Genomic DNA, 23,296 nt, shown 5'->3' on the forward strand with positions numbered 1-23,296 from the left:
GTCTCAGGCTTCCACAACCTGTGGGAACCACTGTTGCTGAGGAATCGGCAACTGGCAGGAGTCGCCACGCCCAATCGGGTAGTACTGGAAGCCCTTGCGTGCCAGGCGTTCGCCGTCGTAGAGGTTGCGGCCGTCGAAGATCACCGGGGTTTTCAGGCGCTGGTGGATCAGGTCGAAGTCCGGCGCCTTGAACTGTTGCCATTCGGTGCAGACGATCAGCGCATCGGCCCCGCCCAGGGTGGATTCCGGGGTGCCCATCAGCATCAGGCGTGGATCATCGCCGTAGATGCGCTGGGTTTCCTGCATGGCTTCCGGGTCGAACGCGCGCACGTTGGCGCCGGCGGCCCACAGGGCTTCCATCAGCACACGGCTGGGCGCATCACGCATGTCGTCGGTATTGGGCTTGAACGCCAGGCCCCACAGGGCGAAGGTCTTGCCGCGCAGGTTGCCCTTGAAGAACGCATTGATGCGCTCGAACAACTTGCTTTTCTGGCGCTGGTTGATGGCTTCCACCGCTTCCAACAGGTCGCTGGAACAGTTGGCTTGCTTGGCGCTGTGGATCAAGGCGCGCATGTCCTTGGGGAAGCACGAACCGCCATAACCGCAGCCCGGATAGATGAAGTGGTAACCGATGCGCGAGTCGGCGCCGATGCCAAGGCGCACGGCTTCGATGTCCGCGCCCAGGTGTTCGGCCAGCTCGGCGATCTGGTTGATGAAGCTGATCTTGGTCGCCAGCATGCAGTTGGCGGCGTATTTGGTCAGCTCGGCGCTGCGCAGGTCCATGAAGATGATGCGATCATGGTTGCGGTTGAACGGGGCGTACAGGTCGCGCATCACGTCGCGCACTTCTTCGCGCTCGCAGCCGATGATGATGCGGTCCGGGCGGCGGCAGTCGGCCACGGCCGAGCCTTCCTTGAGAAATTCCGGGTTGGAGACGATATCGAAGTCCAGGTGACGGCCGGCCAGGTGCAAGGCTTTTTCGATATGCGCGCGCAGGGTGTCGCCGGTGCCGACGGGCACGGTGGATTTTTCCACCAGGATCACCGGTTCCTTGCGATGACGGGCCACGGCATCACCCACCGACAGCACGTACTTCAGGTCAGCCGAGCCGTCTTCATCCGAAGGGGTGCCCACGGCGATAAACAGCACTTCGCCGTGTTCGACGGCGAGTTTCTCGTCATGGGTAAAGTGCAGTCGGCCGCTTTCCAGGTTTTCCTTGACCATCGCCGCCAGCCCCGGCTCGAAGATCGTCACATGGCCTTTCTGCAAAGACTCGACCTTGTTCTTGTCAACATCCATGCAGATGACATCGTGACCGACTTCGGCCAATACGGTGGCCTGCACCAGACCGACGTAACCACTACCAAATACACTGATTTTCATGGGGCATTCCTGGGACTTGTAGCGCTAGCACGACGAGAGTTAATAACCAGCACACCGAGGATGACAAGCGCCACCCCCAGGGTTTTTGAAATGGAAAAATCTTCGTTGAACACCGGCAGGCTGGCCGCCAGCAGGTACACCAGGGCATAGCTGATGCTCAACAGTGAATACGCACGGCCCAGCGGCAGGTGCTTGAGCGCGCCGAGCCAGCAGAGCATCGACAGGGCGTAGGCCAGGATCGCGAGGCTCACCACGCCGAGGGCGCCGAGATCGACAGGGGCGCTGAGCCATTCGCTGGGCAGCGGCAAGCGCGTCATGCTCCAGCGCATGCCCAATTGGGCCGCACTGACCAGGCCGACGCTGCCCAACGCCAGGGCAAAACCGTGCACCCGGCTCATACGTGACGCCCCAGCAGCACGACACCGCCGATCACCAGCGCCACGCCCAGCCAGTGACGTCTGTCGACGGGCTCATGAAAGACAAACCGCGCCACCAGTGTGACCAGCACAAAATTCAAACTGAGCATGGGGTAGGCGATACCCACTTCCAGGCGCTGCAACACCAGCAGCCACACCAGCAGGCCCAGGCCCAGGCACACCAGCGCCGACCACAACCAAGGCGAGCGCAGTTTCAACGTCCAGCCGTCCGGCCGGCCGCGCCAGCTTTCCACGGCGAACTTCTGCGACACCTGGCCCATGCAGGTCAGCAGGCACGCGGCCAATAACAGCAGCAGGGTGATCACGGCGTCACCTGCGGGAAGATCAGGATCATGATATTGCCTTGCGCGTAGCGCTTGCCATCATTGGGCAGCAGCGCGACTTCGGCGATTTCATCGTCTCCCTTGACGCGCATGACCACGCCGACCGGGCCTTTCTTACGCGCCTCGCTCATCCACTGCTGGACTTGAGTGGTGTCCACCTGGTGATGGCCAGCATCCGGGTAGGCGAGGCCATATTTGACTTCACCGATGGTGTTGTAGAGCGTCACATCCGGGCGTGCCAGGCGCCACGACAGGGCCGACGCCGCGCCGAGGTCATTGCTCAGCAGGGCAGTGGCCGGTTGCAGTTCCGGCAAGTGATCGATGATGAATTGATCGGGGGTCTTGTTGTAGACCACCGAGTGCGGCAGGGCGGCCGGCAGCAAAGCGACCATCAGCCAACTGCCAAATACCGGCGCGGCCCATAGGCGCAGCGGCCGTGCCGCTTGCAGCAGATTGACCAGGATCCAACTGAACAGAAACGTAAACACCAGCACCAGGCTCAGGGTTTCCTGCCCGTGCTCGTACACTGGCTTTTTCAGTTGGAACCAGCTAAGCGCCAGCAGCACCAGCACACCCATAATCAGGTTCAGCCAGCCGTTGATGCGCAAGGCCCGGTAACGGCCTTGATTCAACTTGTCGGCCAGGGTATTGCCCATCAACAACGCCAACGGCAGCAGGCACGGCGTGATGTAAGACGGCAGCTTGCCTTTGGCCAGGCTGAAGAACGCCAACGGCATCAGTAGCCACAGCAATACAAAAGCGATTTTTGCGCTGCGCTTGTCCCGCCATGCCTGTTGAAGGGTGGACGGCAACAACGCTACCCATGGCAGGCAGAACGCAACCAGCAGTGGCAGGTAATACCAGAACGGCTCGGCATGCTGGGCATCCTCGCCGGCAAAGCGCTGGATATGCTCATGCCAGAAGAAGAAGTTCCAGTAGTCGGGCTCTTGCAGGTGCACCGCCAGCGCCCAGGGCAGGCTGACGACAATCGCCACCACCACGGCCACCAGGCCATAACCCAGCAATTCACGGAAACGCTTCTGCCAAAGGGCGTAGGGCAGGGCGATCAACACGGGGAGCAACCACGCCAGGAAGCCTTTGGTCATGAAACCCATGCCGCAGGCAAATCCCAACAGCGCCCAGGCACCGAGTCGCCCATTGCGGGTGGTGGTGTCAAAGCAAAACCACAAGGCCACGCCCGTCAGGTTGACCCAGAACGTGAACTGCGGATCGAGGTTGGCATAACCGCCCAGGGCTGCCACGCTGACGAAACTCATGTACAGCACGGTGCTGATCAGGCTTTTTTGCGGGTCATTCCACAGCCGGCGTGACACCAGGTACACCAAAAGGATGCTCAACCCGGTGCTCAGGGCGGACGCAAATCGCACGCCAAACAGGTTCTGCCCGAAGATCGCCTGGCCCAGCGCGATCATCCAGTAGCCGGCCGCTGGTTTTTCGAAGTAGCGAATACCCATGAAGTGCGGTGACGCCCATTTGCCGGTCAGCAGCATTTCCTGGCTGATCTGCGCGTAACGGGTTTCATCCGGAATCCATAGACCGTGGGTAGCCAGCGGCAGCAGGTAAAACACGCCAAACGCCAACAGGAGCAGGGGCAGGGCCCAGTGGCGGATCATGCCTGTTGCACTCCGAGCCAACCCTCACGCCCAGGCAAGGCGCCGCGCACCAGGTGTTGCTGGGGCAGGGTGGTCAGGTCCGCGGGCAGCAAGTCGCCCAGCGGTTTGAAGTCGATGCCGCGCTGCCCTGCCTGGGCGAGCAGCTGGCGAAAATCATTGGCCATCAGAATCCCTTCTACTTCTGCGTGGATCGTGTAGACATTGAGTTTGGACTCGGCGAAACGGTCGAGGATGAAGCCGTTGAAGTCTTTGGCAGCCACCACCGGCCCGACGACTTCGTCGAAGGTCGGCAGGTCTACCGGAATCTGTGGGGTGCCCACGCTGCCATCGGCCAGGGTTGGACGAAACAGGCTGGTGCCCCGGCAATCGCTGTTGTAGCGAAAGTTGAAGTCTTGCTTGGCTTGCACCACGCGTTCGTCGGCACGCCAACCGGCGGCGGCGGAACAATCGATGCGCTCACCCAGGATGTCGCTCAGGGTCTCCACGCCGCGTCGAATCTGCTCGACCAGTTGCGCTTCGCTCCAACGCCCGGCGTTGGCTTGCCAGCCATGGTGATCCCAGGCGTGCAGGCCGACTTCATGCCCGGCCGCCTTGGCCTGGCGCATCAAGTGCCCCAGGTCGCGGCCAATCGGCTTGCCCGGCCAGGCGGTGCCAGCCAGCAGGATATCCAGGCCATACAGGCCCACAGCGTTGGAACGCAGCATCTTCCACAGGAACTGCGGGCGGATCAGGCGCCACAAGTGGCGGCCCATGTTGTCCGGCCCGACGCTGAAGAAGAACGTCGCCTTCACCCCTGCTTCCTCCAGAGACTCAAGCAACCGTGGCACACCTTCACGGGTGCCGCGGTAGGTATCGACGTCGATGCGAAGACCTGCCTGCATTACTTCTTATCCGCTATTTCAAGCATGGCTTCGCGCAGGAAGAAGTCGAGCGTATTGCCGATGGTTTCGCTCATCTCCACGGTCGGCTCCCAGTTCAGCAGGCGCTTGGCGTTTTCGATGCTTGGCTTGCGATGCGCCACGTCCTGGTAGCCGGTGCCGTAGAACGCCTTGCTTTCCACGTCGCGGAAACCGGCGAACGGCGGAAAGTTGCTACGCAGCGGATGCGCTTCGAACTGACGCAGCAGCTCTTCGCCCAACTGGCGGATGCTGGCTTCGTTTTCCGGGTTGCCGATGTTGATGATCTGGCCGTTGCACGCGTCATTGTCGTTATCAATGATGCGTGCCAGAGCCTCGATACCGTCCGCGATGTCAGTGAAGCAACGCTTCTGCTCGCCACCGTCGAACAGACGGATCGGCGTGCCTTCCACCAGGTTCAGGATCAGCTGGGTGATGGCGCGGGAGCTGCCGATACGCGCCGAGTCCAGGCGGTCCAGGCGCGGGCCCATCCAGTTGAACGGACGGAACAGGGTGAAGTTCAGGCCCTTGGCACCGTAGGCCCAGATCACGCGGTCCAGCAGTTGCTTGGAGACCGAGTAGATCCAGCGCTGCTTGTTGACCGGGCCGACCACCAGGTTGGAGGTGTCTTCGTCGAAGTACTGGTCCTGGCACATGCCATAGACTTCGGAGGTCGACGGGAAGATCACGCGCTTGTTGTACTTGACGCAGTAGCGCACCAGCTTGAGGTTTTCCTCAAAGTCCAGCTCGAACACGCGCAGCGGGTTGCGGGTGTATTCGATGGGCGTGGCGATGGCCACCAGCGGCAGGACCACGTCGCACTTCTTGATGTGGTACTCGATCCATTCGGTGTGGATGCTGATGTCGCCTTCCACGTAATGGAAGTTCGGGTGGCTGCGCAGGCGCTCGATGGCATCAGAGCCGATGTCCAGGCCGTAGACTTCATAACGGTCGTCACGCAGCAGGCGCTCGGACAGGTGGTTACCGATAAAGCCGTTCACACCAAGGATCAGCACACGGGTACGCCGTGGTTTGCGACCGGACTCGGCGCCGCGCAGCACGGAACCGTCGACCAGGCCCAATTCGTTGGCCAGGGACGGGCCGGCCAGGTACAGGCCGGTGTCGTTGCGCTGGCCGAACTTGATCACCAGGGAGTCTTCACCGCAGGCAATGCGCAGCGGGTTGACACTGACCACACGGCCTGGCGCCAGGCCTTCGTTGCCCTTGACCACTTCGGCTTGCCACACGATCAGCTTGTGTTCGCCCACGGCGCAGAAGGCACCCGGGTAGGGTTGGGTCACGGCGCGGACCAGGTTGAACAGTTCTTCAGCCGGCTTTTTCCATTCCAGCTTGCCGTCGGCGGCGGTGCGGCGGCCGAAGTAACTGGCCTGGCTTTCGTCCTGGGCGGTCTCCGCCAGTTTGCCTTGAGCCAGTTGCGGCAGGGCATCGCGCAGCAGGTTGCTGGCGGCGTCGCGCAGTTTGGCGTGCAGGGTCAGGCCGGTGTCGCTGCGCTCGATGATGACTTTCTGCTGGGCCAGGATCGCGCCGGCATCGGCACGCTTGACCATGCGGTGCAGGGTTACGCCGGTTTCGGTCTCGCCGTTGACCAGCACCCAGTTGGCCGGCGCGCGCCCTCGGTATTTAGGCAGCAACGAGCCATGCAGGTTGAACGCGCCTTTGCGGGCAGTGGCCAGCAATGGCTCGCTCAGCAGGTTGCGGTAATAGAACGAGAAAATGTAATCCGGGTTGAGCTTGGCGATGCGCTCGATCCACAGCGGGTGGTTGGCGTCTTCCGGCGCATGCACCGGAATGCCGTTGCGTGCGCACAGCTGGGCAACGGAACCGTAGAAGTTGTTTTCCTTGGGGTCGTCGGCATGGGTGAACACAGCAGCAATGTCGTAACCCGTGGCGAGCAGTGCTTCAATGCCTGCACAACCAATATCGTGGTACGCGAATACAACAGCTTTTGAACTCATGATTGGACCTGATCAGCAGAAGAAGTAGAGGTATGGGAGGACACCAGGCCGTCAACGACGACCACGGGAGCCGGTGCTGCCGGTTGGTTGCGCAGCACTTTTTCGATAAAGAAGCGCGGGCGGGCGCGCACGTCGCTGTACATGCGGCCCAGGTATTCACCCAAGAGGCCCATGCCGATGAACTGGCCGCCAGTGAACACGAACAGCACCGCGAACAACACGAACAAGCCGTCGCCGGCCCAGTCGGCGCCAAAGGCCAGGCGCATGACGATCAACGCCAGGGCAAACAGCATGCCCAGCGCTGCCAGGCTGAAGCCGACGATAGAGAGCAGACGCAGCGGGGTGGTGGTCATGCACGTCAGTAGGTCGAACATCAGGCTGATCAGGCGCATGGCACTGTATTTGGATTCGCCGTGTTCACGCTCGGCGTGGTGCACCAGGATCTCGGTGGTGTGGCGGGCAAAGCCGTTGGCCAGGATCGGGATAAAGGTGCTGCGCTCGCGGCAGGCGAGCATTGCGTCAACGATGGTGCGGCGGTAGGCGCGCAGCATGCAGCCGTAGTCGGTCATGGCCACGCCGGTGGAGCGCTGCACGGCCAGGTTGATCAGCCGCGAAGGCCAGCGGCGGAAGGCCGAATCCTGGCGATTGTTGCGCACGGTGGCAACCACGTCGTAACCGAGGGCGGCTTGCTCCACCAGGCGCGGGATCTCTTCGGGCGGGTTTTGCAGGTCGGCGTCAAGGGTGATCACCACTTCGCCTCGGCACTGCTCGAAACCGGCCATGATCGCCGCATGCTGGCCATAATTGCGGTTGAGGATCACCGCCACCACGTTGCTGCCGTCTTCAGCGGCGGCGTCTTCCAGCAGTTGGGCCGAATTGTCGCGACTACCGTCATCCACAAGGATGATTTCGTATTCGTAAGCCAGTTGCTTGCAGGCTGCGGTCGTACGACGCAGCAATTCGGGCAGGCTCTCTTGTTCGTTGTAGACCGGAATAACGATCGACACGCAATGAATAGGGTAGGGTTTCAAAGATTCATGACCTCGGGGTTAGAGCAACTTGGAGCATGCAGACAGCAGCAATCATTGGGCGTAAGTCCAGGCCGCAGGTTAGAAAACGGCACCAAAGGTGAAGCATAATCAAGAGGTTAGACGATATAGCGCGGCTTGCTATGAAGTGCTGTGTTCAAGATTAAGCGTAAAAATGTAGAACAGATATGAAAGCCGGATGAAAAACTCGTTTATTTGACAGGTAGACAGCTAGGGTTCAGCTACGCAACTAAGGGGATACGGGCTTAAGTTGGCAGGCGAAATATGAGCTGTCTGTAGGGTATTTGGTTCAACTCGCGTTCATCCGCGCCATCCTCGAATTTTAGTGATGAAACTTCTCTGCAATGCGCCCCAAGTGCCGGTAAAGTAAGCCGTCTCTTGCCAGGGTGATCGGATGAATAGCGTGCAGCTTTTACGCGGCCAGTTGCGGCCAGTGTTGATGGGGTTGTTGATGAGCGTGGCGTGTATCACGACGGTACAGGCTGACGACGGCGTGGCCCTCACCAGCATCGACCAGGTACCGGACGGTGTGGAAGTGCGTGGCAAGCAGATCGCCGCCTATACCTGGGAGGATAAACAGGGCAAGAACCTGCTGGTGCTCGCTGAACAAGTCAGCGAGCGTGATGACGACGGCACCCAGTCGGCGTTCGTGTATGCGGCCCAGTACCTTATCGACGGCAACCGCCCCAAGCGCATGTGGATGCTCTACGACGATGTGCAGCATTGCGAGTTCGACGCCTCACTGCGCTTCGACAGGGCCGCCACCAGGGTCACCGACCTGACCGGCGACGGCATTACCCAGGCCACCGTGGGTTATTCACGCACCTGCACCAGCGATGTAAGCCCCCACGAATTCAAGCTGATCATGCATGTCGGTAAATCGCAGAAATTCCGTCTGCGTGGCCTGGACCGGGTGGGCGCCGCCTGGTGGGACGAACAGGCCGGTGCCTTGCGCGGCATGCCGTTGCCCAAGGATTGCAGTGTGGCCGCACAGCAGGCGCTGGTCAGCCAGTACAAGGAGCAGGGCACCGAGTTGCCATTGCCAGGTTGCTATGGCGATGAGAAAGACTTCGCCAAGGCACCCGAAGCGTACCTGACGTTTATGCGTCAACACTGGTTCGCGCTGATGCAGAAGCAGGACAGCGATTGGAGTCAGGCCCAGACCCAGCCACAGGACCCTACCGAGGATGACGATATCGCACCGTGATTTTGTGCCAGGGCCGGTCCTGGGTTAGACTCGGCCTTCGCCAATTCACTAAATACCTTGATTAAACAAAGGCTTGTTTGAGGTATTTAATCCAAAGGCTGATCTACGTTGACTGAGTCTATCCACAACCCGCTGACCCTGTACCTCACGCGCCTGGCGCCCTCCAGTCAGTTGACCATGCGTTACGTGCTGCAAGACGCAGCCGACCGCTTGGGCTTCGAGGACATCAATCTTGAAGACATCGACTGGCATCGGCTTCAACCCGAACACGTGATTGCTCTGGTTGCCGCCCTGCGTGAGGACGGCTATGCGCCGAACACCTCATCGCTTTACGTAAACGCGGTGCGCGGGGTGATGAATGAAGCCTGGCGCATGAACCTGATCAGCCAGGAGCACTTGTTGCGTATGCGCACGGTCAAGGCCGCACCGGGCACACGCCTCGGCCAGGGCCGTAACCTGCGGCGCAGCCTGATTCGCGAAATGATGGAAGTCTGCGCCGCCGACCCACGGCCACAAGGCCTGCGGGATGCAGCAGTAATCGGCATTCTCTACGGCTCGGGCATGCGCAAGTCGGAGTCGGTCAACCTTGACCTGGCGCAGATCAACTTCGAGGAGCGCAGCCTGCGGGTGATCGGCAAAGGTAACAAGGAACTGATCAAGTACGCACCGGACTGGGCATTTGCCAAGTTGCACGCGTGGCTGGCGTTTCGCCGCGAGCAGCTCAAGGACGGCGAGCAGGACGACAGCTTCCTGTTCAACCGCATCCGCCGTGGTAGCCACATCACCCGTGAGCGCATTACCAAGCACGCGATCTACTACATCGCACGCCAGCGCGGCGAACAGGTGGGGGTGAAGATCATGCCCCATGATTTTCGCCGCTCATTCATTACACGGGTGATCGAAGAACACGACCTGTCGATTGCGCAGAAACTGGCGCACCACACCAATATCCAGACGACCGCCAGTTACGACGTGCGCGATGACAATGAGCGGCGGCGGGCGGTGGATCGGTTTGATCTTTAAATTCAGGCAGGATGAAGATCAAAAAATGTGGGAGCGGGCTTGCTCGCGACGCTCCCACAAAGGGTTGGGTAAAAGTTAAAGAATCGGTTTGCCGCCAGTCACCGCATATCGCGAGCCCGAGATATAGCTGGCCTCATCCGAGGCCAACAGCACATAGATCGGCGCCACTTCCACCGGCTGCCCCGGACGACCCAGCGGGGTTTCGCTGCCAAAGTTCTTCACGTCGTCATCGGTCATGGTTGCCACAATCAACGGCGTCCAGATCGGCCCGGGCGCTACGCTGTTGACGCGAATCCCCTTGCTGCCGAGCAGCTGCGCCAAGCCGCCGGTGAAATTGGCAATGGCGCCCTTCGTGGCGGCGTAAGGCATCAGCGTCGGCTTGGGCATGTCCGAGTTGACGGATGTGGTGTTGATGATCGAACTGCCCGCCTTCATGTGCGGGACGGCGGCCTTGCAGATACGAAACATCGCCGTGATGTTGATATCGAAGGTCTTCACCCATTCCTCGTCTGAGATTTCTTCGAGGGTTTCATGGCTCATTTGGAATGCCGCATTGTTGACCAACACATCGATACGGCCGAATTGCTCGACCGTTTTGTCGACCAGTGCCTGGCATACGCTTTTCTGCGCGATATCACCGGGCAGCAATAGGCATTGGCGGCCGGCTTCCTCGACCCAGCGCGCGGTTTCCTTGGCGTCCTCATGCTCATCCAGATAGGCGATGGCTACATCGGCGCCTTCACGAGCGAACGCAATGGCTACGGCGCGCCCGATGCCGCTGTCTGCCCCGGTAATCAGCGCGATCTTGTTGGCTAATCGTCCGGAACCTTTGTAACTCTGCTCCCCACAGTCCGGATACGGGTCCATTTTCTTCTGCGAACCAGGCACGTTCTGCGCTTGCGCGGCGAAGGGTGGGCGAGGGTAGTCAGTCATCTCAATCTCCATAGGTTTCCAAAGGGGCTATGGAGTTAGTAGTTTCCGGCTTGACGATAGTTGTGACGGATGCCGCCCAATCCCGACGAATGGTTGGCTTTAAGCCTATGCGAAACCTCAACCTATGGTGAGCGGGTTTCCGTGGTGAGCGGGCTTGCCCCGTGCTGGGGAACGGGCAGGCGGCGCAATGTCCACAGGGTCGTGAACATTGCCGCGACCGCGCACAGCGCAATCCCGATCAACATGGGCGCAGGGGTGTGATCGGCGAATACGCCGACCAAGGTCATGGACACAGCCGCCGTGATCATCTGGATTGCCCCGAGCAGGGCCGACGCAGAGCCGGCCACCGCACCATGATCTTCCAGGGACAACACCCCGGCGGCCGGCAGCAGCAAACCAAGGAAACCAAAGCCGATAAACAGCAGCGTCATCATTAGAGCCAGGCTATCGACCCATAACGTGGTCACTGCCAGCAGGACCATAATCGCCGCCACGGCCACCACCGACCACCGAATCAGCGGCGCCAGACCAAAGCGCGCACTCAGGCGCGCGGTCAGCTGGCTCATGGCGAAAAACGACGCGGCGTTCACGGCAAAACCCAGGCTGAATTGCGTGGGCGTCAGGCCGTAATGCTCGATGTACACGAACGGCGCGCTGCCGATAAACACGAAGAACGTCGCCAAACCGAAACCGCACACCACCGACAAGCCTATAAATACCGGGTCACGCAGCAACGCGCCGTAGCTGCTGAAGGCGTTGCCCAGGGTCTTGCCCAAGCGTCGTTCGGCCGGGTGAGTTTCCGGTAACTGCACGATGGTCATCACCAGGCAGGCCACCGCGAGCACAGCCAGCACGGCAAACACTTCACGCCAGCTCCACAACGAGATGACCAGGCTGCCGGCGAGCGGGGCGAGAATCGGCGAGACACTCATCACTAGCATCAGCAACGCCATGAGCTTCGCGGCTTCATGCCCGGTATACAGGTCACGCACGATGGCCCGGGGAATCACCATGCCCGCGCACGCACCGAACGCCTGCAGGGCACGAAAGGCAATCAGTATTTCGATAGTCGGCGCCAACGCGCAACCGACACTGGCCACGGCAAAAATCACCAGGCCGAGATAGATCGGCGGCTTACGACCGAACACATCACTGATCGGTCCGTAGAACAATTGGCACACACCAATGATGACGAAGAACACGGTAAGGCTCATCTGTACCAACGCCGGCGAGGCGTGCAGGCTCGCGCCCAGGGTCGGCAAGGCTGGCAGGTAGATGTCGATGGCGAAGGGGCCGACGGCGGTGATCAAGCCCAGCAGCAGGGCGAGGTGGGCGATACTTCGAGACATGGGCAGTTCCGGGCGAAGCAAAGGTCGTCAGCTTAAGGGATCTGCGCAGATCCGCAAACTTAGGCTTCAATAAGCTGTAAAGGCGGCCGATAACATGAGCAGCGGGGCTACTGCGGTTGGCGTCCCAACCGGTTGACCAGGCACGGGGATACCAGCATGACGATCAAACTACGCTTGATGCTGTTGATAGCGACCGGATTACTCACTGCCTTGATCATGAGCCTGGCCGGCTACCTGGGAAATACCCGGATGGGCAGTGCCGTGCAGGACAACGAAGTGAGCATGACGGTGCTGCGCAACCACATGGAAGCCGACATGATGCACGACGCCCTGCGTGCCGACGTGTTGTCCTCCCTGTTGGTGGGCCTGGGTAAAAGCACCAGCACCAAGGCCGAGGTCAACAACTCGCTTAAAGAACATGCCGAGCACTTTCGCCAAGTACTTGCCGACAACCTTAAACTGCCGTTGGATGACACGCTCAAGGCCAGTCTGGAAAAAATCAAACCCAGCCTGGATACCTATATAAGCACCGGCGAGCGCATTGTCGCCCTGGCCCTGGACAATCCCGACGCGGCTCGCGGCGAGCTGGAGACCTTCAATACAGCCTTCAGCCGGCTTGAAGATCAAATGGCGGCGCTGAGTGAGCTGATTGAAAACAACGCCCAGCAAACCGGTGCAAGTACCCGACAAACCATCAGCAATGCCAACTTCACCCTCGGCGCAGTACTGATCGCCAGCCTCTTGCTGCTGATGGCGCAGGGCCGATGGGTCATATTGAGCATCATGGGGCCGCTTCAGACGGCCAGTCGTATTGCCGCCAGCATTGCCCGCGGCAACTTGAGCGAACCGATTGTCGAACCCCGCCGCAAGGATGAAGCCACCTTATTGATCCGCAGCCTCGCCACCATGCAGCGCGATTTACGCGGCATGATCGAAGTGGTACGCAGCAACGCCCATGGCGTCGATAGCATGAGCGAACAACTCAGTCACGGCTGCCACGAAGTCGCCGACAGCAGCCAGCAACAAAGCGCCGCGGCCAGTACGATGGCCGCCGCCGCGAGCGAAATGACCGCGAGTATCGAAGAAATCACGCGGCATGCCGGGCGTGCGCTGGACATGGCCAACCAGGCGGAGACCTTGGCCAAGGACGGCGGCCGGGTGATTCATCAAGTGGTCAGTGACATGGAAGGCATTGCCCGTTCCGCACAGCAATCCGCCCAGGTGATCCGCACGCTGGACAAGGAGTCCGAGGCCATTTTCAGCATTATTCAGGTTATCAAAGGGATCGCCGACCAGACCAACTTGCTGGCCCTGAACGCCGCAATCGAAGCGGCACGAGCCGGTGAACAAGGGCGCGGTTTCGCGGTGGTGGCCGATGAAGTGCGCAGCCTGGCGGGGCGCACCAGCGCCTCGACCCAGGAAATTGCCAGCATGGTCGGGCGCATTCAGCACAACACTCGGGAAGCCGTGACCAGCATGGAAGAGGGGGTTGCTCAGGTGGATAAAGGCATGGCGGTGACTGCCGAGGTGGAACGGGCGATACGCGAGATTCTACAAGCCACCTTGAATACCACTGAAATGGTCAACGACATCTCCCGAACCATTGGAGAGCAGAGCCTGGCCAGCAATGAAATTGCACATCAAGTGGAGATGATTGCAGGGATGTCGGAAAATAATAGTCGCATCATCGGCGAAACTGCCTCGACCACCGACGAATTGGCCGGCCTGGCGGGGAAGTTGTCACAGTCCGTGGATCGGTTCAGCTTGTAATCTGGGCAGATCAAAGACCGGCTCCCTGCGAGCCGGTTTTTTTTGTCCGAAATTTGGGCTTCAGCAAAATCAGCCATCGCTGCAAAAAAAGATTGAATATTCACACCTAATGTTATTTAAATAACAAAACAAGAGCGGCACGATCTGCTTGGTCGTGCCGTAACAAGGTGGAATAGCAATGAGCAAGATCGCAGTCATCGGCAGCAATATGGTGGATTTGATTACCTACATCGACCGCATGCCGGCCCAGGGTGAAACCCTGGAAGCGCCGGGCTTTGCCCTCGGTTGTGGCGGCAAGGGGGCTAACCAGGCGGTGGCCGCCGCCAAGCTGGGGGCGCAGGTCCTGATGCTGAGCAAGGTCGGGGACGACATGTTTGCCGACAACACGCTGGCCAACTTCCAACGTTTTGGTATCGACACCCGCTATGTGCAGCGCGTGGCTGGCGTTTCCAGTGGCGTTGCGCCGATCTTTGTCCGGACCGACTCCCACAACAGCATTTTGATCGTCAAGGGTGCCAATGCGCATTTGTCGCCGGCGGACATCGATGCGGCAGCCGCTGACCTGTGTGAGTGCACGTTGATCGTGCTGCAACTGGAGATCAATCTGGAGACGGTCTACCACGCCATCGAATTCGCTCACCGGCACGGTATCGCCGTGCTGCTCAACCCGGCTCCGGCCCTGGCCGGATTGAGCGCCGAGCACCTGGCGCACTTGGACTTCCTGATCCCCAACGAATCGGAACTGGCGTTGATCACCGGTCAGGTCGTGGACTCACCGGAGGCGGCTCAGATCGCCGCGCGTACGCTGGTGGCCAGCGGCATTCGTCATGTGATCGTCACCCTCGGCGAGCACGGCGCGCTGTATGTGGGGGAGGAGGGCGAGTTCCGAGTGCCGGGCGTACGGGTCGTAGCCCGTGACACCACCGGCGCCGGTGATGCTTTTATCGGTTGTTTCATTCACCACTGGAATCGCGACAACCTTATTCGTCAGGCCATGGAACAGGCTGTGGCGTATTCCGCCTGCTCAGTCATGGGGCTGGGTACGCAGACTTCTTATCCCGACACTGAGACGTTCAAGCGCTTCCAGCAACGGTGATAACACCCTCAAACCAGCCCGGAGAACAATAATGAACAAACCTGCGCTGCAACAGACACCCGATGGTTTCTATCTGAACCGCACTCCCTGGTTCGCCTTTATCCTGCTGTGCAGCATTTTTGCATTGTGGGCCGCGGCGGCGAGCATGAACGATGTGCTGATCGCACACTTCAAGAAGGCGTTTTTGCTCAGTGATTTCCAGACCGCCTTTGTCCAGTCGGCTTTTTACCTGGGTTACTTTTTCGTGGCGATTCCAGCCGCGATGGTGGTTCGCCGTTTTAGCTACAAGAGCACGATTCTGATCGGGCTGATGCTGTATATGTTTGGCTGCCTGCTGTTTTTCCCGGCGGCCTCCACCGCCAAGTACGGCATGTTCCTGCTGGCGCTGTTTGTAATCGCCGCTGGCCTGTCGTTCCTGGAAACTGCGTGCAACACCTACTCGACACTGATGGGGCCACGGGAAACCGGGACCCGGCGCTTGAATATTTCGCAAACCTTCCACCCCTTCGGCGCGATGGCCGGGGTGTATGTGGGCAGCTTTGTGATGTTCAAGGACACTGACGCCAGCACTGAACAACTGGCCCAGATGAGCGCCTCTGAGGCGGCGGTGCAGCAGTTGCAAATGATTCAGTCCACGCTGTTGCCCTACAAGTGGATGATTGCCGTGCTGGTGCTGGTATTTATCCTGATCGCCATTACGCGGTTTCCCGCCTGCAAGGGCAATAAGCCCGCGGGTAGCAAGCCAGGCAGTCTGCGTCAAAGTCTCGGCCGGCTGTGGCGTAACCCGCGTTTTACTTTTGGCGTAATGGCGCAGTTTCTCTACGTGGGGGCGCAGGTTGGCGTGTGGAGTTTCACCATTCGCCTGGCCATGCAAATGGGAGGGATGAATGAGCGCAGCGCTTCATGGTTCCTGCTGACCACCTTTGCCGCCTACTTTGTCGGCAAGCTGATCGCCAACCTGTTGATGCGGCGCCTGCACCCGGCCAAAGTCCTGGCGATCTACGGCGTGCTGTGTATCGTGCTGCTGGCCTATACCATCCTGGTGCCGAACATTTCGGCGGTGTATGCCGCGGTCGGCGTAAGTATTTTCCTCGGCCCTTGCTGGCCGACCATCTACGGCCTGACCATCGATGGCCTGGGTGAAGACACCGGCGTCGGCGGTTCATTGCTGGTGATGAGCATTGTCGGCGGCGGGGTGATCCCGATCTTCCAGGGCCTGTTGTCGGACGCCAGCGGCGGCAATATGCAATTGGCCTATAGCGTACCGTTGCTGTGCTTCATCGTGATCGTGATGTATGCGCTCAAGTGCATGCGCCAGCCCGGCACCTTGCCGGTAGGCGCAACCGGAGCGGTGGCCTCATGAATACACGTATCCCGCTGTACCCTGCATTGTTCGGCGAGCAGGAAAAAATCCTCCTGCAATCGCCGTCATTCAACGTCAGTGCCTGGACCTACCCGTCCGGCGTGTTGGCCCTGAGCCTGGAAAACAGTCGTGGAAGGCTGGTGGTATTGCCTTATCAGGGGCAGATGATCTGGTCAGCCGTGTTCGACGACTGCGACCTGACCATGAGCAACCTCTTCGAGCAACCCAGGCCCAGCCCGACGGTCATTGATACGTATGGCTGCTTCATGTTTCACAGTGGCTTGCTGCGTAATGGTTGCCCGGCGGCAGACGACACTCACGCCTTGCACGGCGAAATGCCCTGCGCGCCGATGGACTCGGCCTGGCTGGACGTCGGCGAGGGCGTTTTGCGCCTGGGGGGTTCGTACCAGTACGCCAAGGGATTCGGCGATCGCTACCGGGCGAGCCCCAGCGTGACACTGCGCGCCGATTCGGCCCTGTTCGATATCGATATGGCCGTGACGAACCTGGCCGGCAAGCCCATGGACCTGATGTACATGGCCCACATGAACTACGCGTTCGTGAACGGCGCGCGGTTTGTCGAACCGTTGGGCATGCGGCACCAGCGCCTGCGGACCAGCGTGCCGGACCACGTCAAGCCGACGCCTGCCTGGAGCGCCTACATGGCGCAACTGGCCGAGCAACCAGGGCAACTGGCGTGCCTTGAGCAGCCGTCACTGTACGACCCGGAGATCGTGTTTTTCTTCGATGGCGTGGCTACAGACGCCACGGGCCAGGCGCATTTTCTGCTGGATCATCCCAACGGCGCAGCGTTCTACACCCGTTACCGTCCCGAGCAGTTCGAACACGCCGCGCGCTGGATACTGTACACGCCAGATCAGCAAGTGGCGGCGTTCGTGCTGCCGTCCACCTGCGAACCTGAGGGCTATAACGCCGAGAAGGCCAAAGGTCACGTGCGCCAATTGGCTGCCGGGACCAGCGCTGCTTTCAGCGTCACCACCGGCTACTTGAATGCGCAGGAGCGGCGGAAGTTGCTGGGTTAAACCAGCAATTGCGCGCCGTTGGCCTGAATGATGTCCTTATAGCTGCGGGGGATTTTCTTGTCGCTGACCACGTACTGAAAGTCTTGCAGGGCGGCGAAGTGAGCGGTGCGCACAGTGTCGAACTTGCTGAAGTCCGCGAGCAATACGCGTTGCTGGGCCTGGCACATGACCTTTTGCTTGACCTCGACTTCATTGAAGTTGAAGCACGTCACGCCAAACTCCTGGCTGACGCCAGCTGCAGTCACGAAGGCCCATGTCAGGCGCACGCTGTCGAGGATGCTGCTCTCGGCACTGCTTTCAAAGACCTGGTTCTTGCGGTGAAAGGTGCCGCCGCACAACACGATGTGGCAATTGGGCTTGTTCTGCAGCTTGAGCAGCACATTCAATGAGCTGCACACCGCCGTGAACTCCAGCGCGTCGGGGATGAAATCAACCACAAAAGGTGAGGTAGTGCCGCAATCGAAAAATACCGTGTCACCGGGCTGGATCAACTGGGCGGCGAGTTTTCCGATGCGGCGCTTTTCCTCGACGTGACGGGTGTCCTGCTCGGCGACCCGGTAATCACCGACTTCGTTGCCGACCCGGGTGATGTAGCCACCCAACAGCCGCAGATGATCAGTGAAGTGGTTGAGATCGCGGCGCAGGGTCATCTCGGAAACGTCCAGCAGTGCGGCCATTTCCTTCAAGTGAATGGCGTTCTGGTCCTGCAAGGCTTGTTGAATAAGCTTCAGTCGCTCGGCTTTTCTACTGTCCACGAGTATTCCAGGGCTTGATTGTTGATGTTAAATAAGTAACATTAAATGTTATTATTGTAACTATAAATAGGGGCGCTGCACACGCGCCTCACAATCATTGGCAACATACAGGCAAGGACCCGTTAAATGAACAGTCTTACACCCGCAGCATTGGCCAAATACATCGATCACACCTTGCTGGCGGCGGACGCCTCCCGTGAGCAGATCCGGACTTTGTGTGAAGAAGCCCAGACACACGGCTTTTATTCGGTGTGCGTGAATTCAGGGCAAGTGCCTTACGCCGCATCATGCCTGACCGACAACATCGTGGTGATTTGCGCCGTCGTCGGCTTTCCACTGGGCGCCGGCCTTAGTGAAACCAAAGCTTTCGAAGCGCGACAGGCCATTGCCGCCGGGGCAGGGGAGATAGACATGGTCCTCAATATCGGCTGGTTGAAAGACGGGCTGCTGGATGCCGTGCGCCAAGACATTGCCCTGGTCCACAAGGCCTGCGACGCCGTACCGTTGAAGGTCATCCTGGAAACCTGCCTGCTTGACGACAAGCAGAAGGTCCAGGCCTGTGAAATCTGCCGCGACTTGGGTGTGGCGTTCGTCAAGACGTCCACGGGCTTCAGCCGGGGCGGCGCTACGCTCGAAGATGTGGCGCTGATGCGCCAGACGGTGGGTGCCGGAGTTGGAGTAAAGGCGTCCGGCGGCGTTCGCGATTACCCGACGGCGTTGAAGATGATTGAAGCAGGGGCAACACGCCTGGGCAGCAGTTCGGGGATCGCGATCGTGGGCGGAGCGATGACAGCGGCGAGTGGCTACTGAAGGGGTTTAGCCGGCCTGGTAAAGATAACTATTCATTTAACTCAACTAAATAGTCATTTAGTTGAGTTGGCTATCAGGGCAGGGGATCAGGGGTGGGCGAGGGCTGAGGTACGCCGTTCGGCGATGCGCTCAACCGTTTGCATATGTTCCGTGCCCCACTGGCACAGCGTGCCCAATGCAGCGGCGAGGGATTGGCCAAAGGGTGTCAGCGAGTACTCGACCTTGGGCGGTATTTCGTGGAAATCCACACGGGCAATGATCTCGTCCCGCTCCAGCTCCTTGAGTTGCTGGATAAGCACCTTGTCGGTCACGCCACCAATCGCGCGCTTTAATTCGCCATATCGATGAACATTCTGCGCCAGGTTGAACAGAACCAATGGCTTCCATTTACCGCCAATCACCGCCAGGGCGGCTTCGAGTCCGCAATTGAATGAGTTGTTGGCCATGGTCGAGAGGATTCCGCTAGGGTACTTACTAAAAGGTGCATACTATTCAAAATAATAGCGTGGATCTACAGTTGGGCCTCAACATTCTTCTTCGGAGTTCATCATGAGCAGGCTCAACGGAAAAATTGCAGTGATTACCGGCGGCAACAGCGGTATTGGCCTGGCGACGGCCATTCGCTTTGCGGCCGAAGGTGCGCAGGTGGTGATCGTAGGACGGCGTCAGGAAGAACTGGACAAGGCGCTGCAACTGATCGGCCCGCAAGCCATCGCTATCCAGGGCGACATTTCAAACCTGAACGATCTGGAGCGCATCTTCACACACATCAAAGCCGCCAAAGGCCGGGTTGATGTGCTGTTCGCCAACGCCGGCCTGGGGGATTTCCAGCCGATCGGCGCGATTACTGAAGAGTCGTTCGACCGTACATTTGGTATCAACGTCAAAGGCACGCTGTTCACCGTGCAAAAAGCGCTGCCGCTGATGAACGCCGGCAGTTCAGTGATCCTCACCGGATCGACCACAGGCACAATGGGCACACCGGCATTCAGCGTATACAGCGCCACCAAAGCCGCGTTGCGTAATTTTGCCAGGAGCTGGGCGCTCGATCTCAAAGGCACGGGCATTCGCGTCAACGTCCTATCGCCAGGACCAATCTCGACACCCGGCCTGGACTTGGCGCTTTCCGGCACGGGCCATAAGGAAGCAATCATCGAGGACATGACTGCGCAAGTTCCGCTGAGTCGCATAGGCAAGCCAGAAGAAGTTGCAGCGGCAGCGTTGTTCCTTGCATCGGACGAGAGCAGCTTCATGACCGGCAGTGAAATGTTTGTCGATGGCGGCTTTGCCCAGGTTTGATTCAAGAAGGGGTTTTGCCTGTTGAAATCTGACGGGCACTGCCTCTGATAACGCAATACGTTATTACGCATAATGTATATTATGTTAAATCAGGTGCTATGTCAGATATGTTCATAAGCCACGTAAGTCACTGATTCGACGAATTCGTATTTGACGTCTACTCTCTCAACGGGCCATGTCCATAGTGTTCATGACGATTCCTTGAATGAGGTGGCTGTCGATGAAACTGATTCAGTGCCGTTTCTCTTCAGGTCAACGCCTACCGCTGCTTGTACAAGCTGGTGATGCGGCGCCGTTGCCCATGCTTGTCCCGTTCATGAACGATTGAATTGTTATTGCAGATCGGTATCCGTCGCGGAGAGCTTCTGAAGCTGCACACCACAGATATCAATAAACGTGCTCAGCACGCGTATGTCAGTATCAATGATCGCAAACATGACTGCGCATGACTTTCGCCACACCTTTGCAGACCGGTTTTTGGCTTACCTGGTTGAAAAATATGGGCATGACCTTGATCGGGCCACGGACGAATTGCGGCGAGTTTGAAGTTGGCGTGCGACGCCCTCCTCACCGGCCTCGCCATACCCCCCAGCGAGCACGATGGCTGCCGGGGTTGGCACGCTCAGGAACGAGCAGGATGTCAGGTAGCGCCTCAGGCAACAGCAATCCATGGCCATGCATCGGGTTCAGCAGGCCTTGGACGCCTCGCCCAAACGGTGATAAGCACGGTTGAAGTACACCAGGCCCTCGTCCGCGTTCCCTTGGCGAATGGTCTGGATCTCGCAATAAAAAATACTGTGGGACCCGACTTCGTGGACCTGCGCAATGCGACAGTCGAAATTGACCAGCGCCGCGAGCATCACGGGTGCACCACTTTCCAGCGTGGTCCACTCGGTGACCGCAAAGCGTTCATCCATGCTCAGCGCCCGGTTCGCGAACACGCCGGACATTTCCTGATGATCGCCGCACAAAATATTGACGCACACCGCGCCATTGCGCTTGAAGTGTTCGTTGGAATGGGAGGAACGATTCATGCACACCAACAGCGTGGGTGGTGAGTCGGTCACGCTGCACACCGCTGAGGCGGTAAAACCGAACCGGCCTGCCACACCGTCGGTGGTGATGACTGTCACGGCGCCGCCGAGCATGGCCATTGCATTGCGAAAACTGCTTACGTCTACCATGGTCGTTCCCCTTAGATATCCAGCACGAGCTTTTTGGATTTGGCGCGTGAACAGCACACCAGGATTTGGTCATTGGCGGCTTTTTCATCGTCCGTGAGGTACACGTCCCGATGATCGGGCTCGCCTTCTAGCACATCGCACAGGCAGGTGCCGCACACACCCTGCTCGCAGGAAATTTCAATCTTGATGCCCACGTGCGCCAGCGCAGCCAGAATGCTCTGACCTTCAGCCACCTGCACCGACTTGCCACTGCGCGCCGCCACCACTTCGAAGCTGGCGCCGGAACTGTCGACCTCGACCTGGAAGTACTCCTTGTGGATGTGTTCCTCGGTGTAGCCCAGGTCACGTGCGCCCTGGATCACCCACTCCATGAAACCGGCAGGTCCGCAGGTATACATATGCACGCCCGCCTCGCCGCGGCCCAGCACCGTGGCCAGATCCAGCCGCTGTTCGAGCCCTTCGTCGTCGAAATGGGTGAATACGTTCGCGGCAAAAGGTGAACCGGCCAGTTCGTCGAGAAACGCACTGCGGCCACGCTCGCGCCCGCAGTAATGCAGCTCGAAGTCTTGCCCTGCCGTATGCAGTGTGTAAGCCATGGCGATCATCGGCGTGATGCCAATGCCGCCGCCCAGCAGGATCGTGCGACGCGCTTGCCCGGCCAGTGGAAACAGGTTGCGTGGCGCACTGATCTGCAACTCGCGGCCTTCCAACAGCGTGTCATGCACGCCGACTGAACCACCGCGAGACGCCGGGTCCTTGAGCACGCCCAATCGGTAGACGCTTGGATCGCCGGGGTTGCTGCACAGCGAATACTGGCGCACGAGGCCCGGGGCGATATGGATGTCGACATGCGCGCCGGCGTCGAACGCTGGCAGCGCCGCGCCGTCACAGCGGATCAGATCCAGGACGACAACGCCGCCCCCTTGCAGCTCGCGCTTGCGCACGACTACGTTTAACAGTTCTTCAATCATGGCCGTAATTCCATGGAGTTTGGAAAGGGCCGCCGTAGCGGCCGGGTCACTCTCAGCGCATGAACAGGCCGCCATTCACGTCCCAGGTCGCCCCGGTGGTGAAATAGGCTTCGGGCCGTGCCAGCTGCACAATCAGGTCACCCAGAAAATCAGCATCACCCAGGCGCTGTACCGGGATGTTCGCCAGCAGGCCTGGCAAACGGTCTGACGGTACGGCCGCACGCACCGCAGCAGAATCAATGGGGCCGGGGGCGATGGCATTTACCGTCACCCCGCGAGAGGCAAATTCCTTTGCGAAAATCTTGGTCAGCGTGATGATCGCGCCCTTGCTCGCGGCGTAATGCGCACCTGTCGCGGTACCGCCGTTCTGCCCCGCCAGCGAGGCCATGTTGATGAGGCGTCCATAGCCGACTTCAGCCATGTGTGCGCCCAACACCTGGCACCCCAGAAACACGCTGCGCAGGTTCAAGCCCACCACCTCATCGAACTCCTCGGGACTGATTTGCATCAGCGGCGTGGTCTTGGTCACTGCGGCGTTATTGACCACCACGTGCAACGCGTCGAAGCGCTCCAGCACTTGGGCCAGTGCCCGTTCAAAATCTTGCTTACAGCCCACGTCCAGTTGCAACGCCAGGCTGCGCGATCCACCGGGGTCCAATTGCGCCTGACAGGCCTGGGCGGCCTCAAGCCTGACATCAGAAATAACCACGCTATAGCCGGCCCGCAGCAGGCTGGCGCAAAAATGCTGCCCCAGGCCCTGCCCTGCGCCGGTCACCAATGCGATCTGGCTCATGT

22 protein-coding genes and 2 pseudogenes are annotated in these 23,296 nt (G+C 59.5%); 10 read left to right on the top strand and 14 right to left on the bottom strand.

The window, feature by feature from the left end:
- Nucleotides 1-3: 3 nt before the first annotated feature.
- Genes LVW35_RS14460 through arnC form a run of 7 tightly spaced genes read right to left on the bottom strand, consistent with a single transcriptional unit; the run spans nucleotide 4 to nucleotide 7,680 of the window.
- Nucleotides 4-1,383, bottom strand: coding sequence for a UDP-glucose dehydrogenase family protein (locus LVW35_RS14460; RefSeq protein WP_233890748.1), 1,380 nt, complete (start codon nucleotides 1,381-1,383; stop codon nucleotides 4-6).
- Nucleotides 1,380-1,781, bottom strand: coding sequence for a 4-amino-4-deoxy-L-arabinose-phosphoundecaprenol flippase subunit ArnF (gene arnF, locus LVW35_RS14465; RefSeq protein WP_233890750.1), 402 nt, complete (start codon nucleotides 1,779-1,781; stop codon nucleotides 1,380-1,382). Before arnF ends, LVW35_RS14460 begins: the two co-directional genes overlap by 4 nt.
- The gene (gene arnE / locus LVW35_RS14470; RefSeq protein WP_233890751.1) at nucleotides 1,778-2,125 is read right to left on the bottom strand and encodes a 4-amino-4-deoxy-L-arabinose-phosphoundecaprenol flippase subunit ArnE; all 348 of its coding nucleotides are present in this window, start codon (nucleotides 2,123-2,125) and stop codon (nucleotides 1,778-1,780) included. Before arnE ends, arnF begins: the two co-directional genes overlap by 4 nt.
- Nucleotides 2,122-3,777, bottom strand: coding sequence for a lipid IV(A) 4-amino-4-deoxy-L-arabinosyltransferase (gene arnT, locus LVW35_RS14475; protein WP_233890752.1), 1,656 nt, complete (start codon nucleotides 3,775-3,777; stop codon nucleotides 2,122-2,124). The genes arnE and arnT overlap by 4 nt, the downstream gene beginning before the upstream one ends.
- Nucleotides 3,774-4,658 (bottom strand): 4-deoxy-4-formamido-L-arabinose-phosphoundecaprenol deformylase, encoded by an 885-nt coding sequence (gene arnD, locus LVW35_RS14480; RefSeq protein ID WP_233890753.1) that lies wholly within the window; start codon nucleotides 4,656-4,658, stop codon nucleotides 3,774-3,776. Before arnD ends, arnT begins: the two co-directional genes overlap by 4 nt.
- Nucleotides 4,658-6,649 (bottom strand): bifunctional UDP-4-amino-4-deoxy-L-arabinose formyltransferase/UDP-glucuronic acid oxidase ArnA, encoded by a 1,992-nt coding sequence (gene arnA, locus LVW35_RS14485; protein ID WP_233890757.1) that lies wholly within the window; start codon nucleotides 6,647-6,649, stop codon nucleotides 4,658-4,660. The genes arnD and arnA overlap by 1 nt, the downstream gene beginning before the upstream one ends.
- The gene (gene arnC / locus LVW35_RS14490) at nucleotides 6,646-7,680 is read right to left on the bottom strand and encodes an undecaprenyl-phosphate 4-deoxy-4-formamido-L-arabinose transferase (RefSeq protein ID WP_068933143.1); all 1,035 of its coding nucleotides are present in this window, start codon (nucleotides 7,678-7,680) and stop codon (nucleotides 6,646-6,648) included. The genes arnA and arnC overlap by 4 nt, the downstream gene beginning before the upstream one ends.
- A 412-nt stretch (nucleotides 7,681-8,092) precedes the next feature.
- Between arnC and LVW35_RS14495 the strand changes: the two genes are divergently transcribed.
- Together LVW35_RS14495 and LVW35_RS14500 are read left to right on the top strand one after the other, a co-directional pair.
- Nucleotides 8,093-8,905: a M949_RS01915 family surface polysaccharide biosynthesis protein gene (locus LVW35_RS14495; protein WP_233890759.1), complete on the top strand. Its 813-nt coding sequence runs from the start codon at nucleotides 8,093-8,095 to the stop codon at nucleotides 8,903-8,905.
- Nucleotides 8,906-9,013: 108 nt separating this feature from the next.
- A complete protein-coding gene (locus LVW35_RS14500; protein WP_233890761.1) occupies nucleotides 9,014-9,928 on the top strand; it encodes a site-specific integrase in 915 nt (304 codons plus the stop codon).
- Between the two features lie 75 nt (nucleotides 9,929-10,003).
- Here the strand turns inward: LVW35_RS14500 and LVW35_RS14505 are convergent, their stop codons facing one another.
- Together LVW35_RS14505 and LVW35_RS14510 are read right to left on the bottom strand one after the other, a co-directional pair.
- Nucleotides 10,004-10,861 carry an SDR family oxidoreductase gene (locus tag LVW35_RS14505; protein WP_233890763.1) on the bottom strand — a complete coding sequence of 286 codons (858 nt, stop codon included), beginning with the start codon at nucleotides 10,859-10,861 and terminating at the stop codon, nucleotides 10,004-10,006.
- Between the two features lie 122 nt (nucleotides 10,862-10,983).
- Nucleotides 10,984-12,210 carry a multidrug effflux MFS transporter gene (locus tag LVW35_RS14510; protein WP_233890771.1) on the bottom strand — a complete coding sequence of 409 codons (1,227 nt, stop codon included), beginning with the start codon at nucleotides 12,208-12,210 and terminating at the stop codon, nucleotides 10,984-10,986.
- Between the two features lie 156 nt (nucleotides 12,211-12,366).
- Between LVW35_RS14510 and LVW35_RS29180 the strand changes: the two are divergent.
- The 5 genes and pseudogenes from LVW35_RS29180 to LVW35_RS14530 form a co-directional block, all read left to right on the top strand.
- Nucleotides 12,367-13,122: pseudogene (locus LVW35_RS29180) on the top strand (MCP four helix bundle domain-containing protein); the annotation flags it as partial.
- A 132-nt stretch (nucleotides 13,123-13,254) separates the two neighbouring features.
- A complete protein-coding gene (locus tag LVW35_RS29185) occupies nucleotides 13,255-13,980 on the top strand; it encodes a methyl-accepting chemotaxis protein (RefSeq protein WP_442799682.1) in 726 nt (241 codons plus the stop codon).
- A gap of 178 nt (nucleotides 13,981-14,158) precedes the next feature.
- Entirely contained in the window at nucleotides 14,159-15,076 is a 918-nt protein-coding gene (rbsK, locus tag LVW35_RS14520) for a ribokinase (RefSeq protein ID WP_233890782.1), read from the top strand.
- Nucleotides 15,077-15,107: 31 nt separating this feature from the next.
- Nucleotides 15,108-16,439, top strand: a complete 1,332-nt coding sequence (gene fucP / locus LVW35_RS14525) for an L-fucose:H+ symporter permease (RefSeq protein ID WP_233890783.1) — start codon at nucleotides 15,108-15,110, stop codon at nucleotides 16,437-16,439.
- Nucleotides 16,436-17,482 carry an aldose 1-epimerase family protein gene (locus LVW35_RS14530; RefSeq protein ID WP_233890784.1) on the top strand — a complete coding sequence of 349 codons (1,047 nt, stop codon included), beginning with the start codon at nucleotides 16,436-16,438 and terminating at the stop codon, nucleotides 17,480-17,482. The genes fucP and LVW35_RS14530 overlap by 4 nt, the downstream gene beginning before the upstream one ends.
- On the opposite strand, the gene deoR is transcribed toward LVW35_RS14530, so the two are convergent.
- Nucleotides 17,479-18,237, bottom strand: coding sequence for a DNA-binding transcriptional repressor DeoR (gene deoR / locus LVW35_RS14535; protein WP_233890785.1), 759 nt, complete (start codon nucleotides 18,235-18,237; stop codon nucleotides 17,479-17,481). The two genes, LVW35_RS14530 and deoR, sit on opposite strands and share 4 nt — an antisense overlap.
- Nucleotides 18,238-18,363: 126 nt before the next feature.
- Here deoR and deoC point away from each other — a divergent pair, with 126 nt between their 5' ends.
- The gene (deoC, locus tag LVW35_RS14540) at nucleotides 18,364-19,047 is read left to right on the top strand and encodes a deoxyribose-phosphate aldolase (protein WP_233890786.1); all 684 of its coding nucleotides are present in this window, start codon (nucleotides 18,364-18,366) and stop codon (nucleotides 19,045-19,047) included.
- An 86-nt stretch (nucleotides 19,048-19,133) separates the two neighbouring features.
- On the opposite strand, the gene LVW35_RS14545 is transcribed toward deoC, so the two are convergent.
- Nucleotides 19,134-19,493: a winged helix-turn-helix transcriptional regulator gene (locus tag LVW35_RS14545; protein ID WP_233890787.1), complete on the bottom strand. Its 360-nt coding sequence runs from the start codon at nucleotides 19,491-19,493 to the stop codon at nucleotides 19,134-19,136.
- Between the two features lie 103 nt (nucleotides 19,494-19,596).
- On the opposite strand from LVW35_RS14545, the gene LVW35_RS14550 reads away from it, so the two are divergent.
- Both LVW35_RS14550 and LVW35_RS28980 read left to right on the top strand, forming a co-directional pair.
- On the top strand, nucleotides 19,597-20,346 hold the full coding sequence (locus tag LVW35_RS14550; protein ID WP_233890788.1) for a glucose 1-dehydrogenase: 750 nt from the start codon (nucleotides 19,597-19,599) through the stop codon (nucleotides 20,344-20,346).
- A gap of 323 nt (nucleotides 20,347-20,669) precedes the next feature.
- Nucleotides 20,670-20,892 (top strand): annotated as a pseudogene (locus LVW35_RS28980) (hypothetical protein); the annotation flags it as partial.
- A gap of 140 nt (nucleotides 20,893-21,032) precedes the next feature.
- On the opposite strand, the gene LVW35_RS14555 reads toward LVW35_RS28980, so the two are convergent.
- From LVW35_RS14555 to LVW35_RS14565, 3 genes are read right to left on the bottom strand one after another with little or no spacing between them, the layout of a single operon-like run.
- Complete coding sequence (locus LVW35_RS14555; protein ID WP_233890789.1) at nucleotides 21,033-21,530, bottom strand: flavin reductase; 498 nt, start codon at nucleotides 21,528-21,530, stop codon at nucleotides 21,033-21,035.
- Between the two features lie 11 nt (nucleotides 21,531-21,541).
- Nucleotides 21,542-22,501 (bottom strand): PDR/VanB family oxidoreductase, encoded by a 960-nt coding sequence (locus LVW35_RS14560; protein ID WP_233890790.1) that lies wholly within the window; start codon nucleotides 22,499-22,501, stop codon nucleotides 21,542-21,544.
- Nucleotides 22,502-22,553: 52 nt separating this feature from the next.
- Nucleotides 22,554-23,294, bottom strand: a complete 741-nt coding sequence (locus tag LVW35_RS14565; protein ID WP_233890791.1) for an SDR family NAD(P)-dependent oxidoreductase — start codon at nucleotides 23,292-23,294, stop codon at nucleotides 22,554-22,556.
- Between the last annotated feature and the right edge of the window lie 2 nt (nucleotides 23,295-23,296).

Source organism: Pseudomonas sp. HN11 (genome assembly GCF_021390155.1).
Lineage (GTDB): Bacteria > Pseudomonadota > Gammaproteobacteria > Pseudomonadales > Pseudomonadaceae > Aquipseudomonas.